The organism is Streptomyces sp. NPDC055140, from assembly GCF_053607285.1.
In genome coordinates this window covers 2,173-2,696 of sequence record NZ_JBSGTG010000117.1, presented here as the reverse complement: position 1 = coordinate 2,696, position 524 = coordinate 2,173, and the positions used below count along the sequence as shown (strand labels likewise).

Genomic DNA, 524 nt, shown 5'->3' with positions numbered 1-524 from the left:
CCTCGCCGGTCGTCACCGCTCAGATTGTCCGCCGTGACGGGCAGGACCAGCCGCGCCTGTCCGTGGCCAGCGACGAGGAACTGGATCAGGCCCTGAACAGCGGCCAGTTCGTGCCGCCGGGGCCATCCAGCCCGAGCGGCCCGGCCTCGCCGGACACGCAGGTGCCCAGTCCCGGCGCCGCGCGCATCGTCGGTGGCCAGGCACCGGATGCGCAGAAGACGCCGTCCGACGCCGACGGTATAGGGGAGGAAGCCGCTGTGGAGCGTCCGGAAGCGACCGAGCCGCAGGCTCCGGCGGCTCCGGCGGCTCCCACCACCGCAGACGACACACCGCAGACGGCTCCTGACCGGGAAGCATTTACGGTGCTCAAGCCGGCCGAGACCCATGCCCTGATGGCGCCGGACGGCACCCTGTGGTGGGGCGGCAGGGCGTCCCAACGCAAGAAGGCGATGACGCTACCGATAAGCGTACGGATCTTGTTCGGTGCACGCGGCGTCGTCGACGTCGAGAACGCTGTCACCGGC

Annotated in this window: 1 pseudogene; it reads left to right on the top strand. The window is 71.0% G+C overall.

Going from position 1 to position 524, the window contains the following annotated elements:
* Window positions 1-524: pseudogene (locus ACWFR4_RS47890) on the top strand (hypothetical protein); the annotation flags it as partial.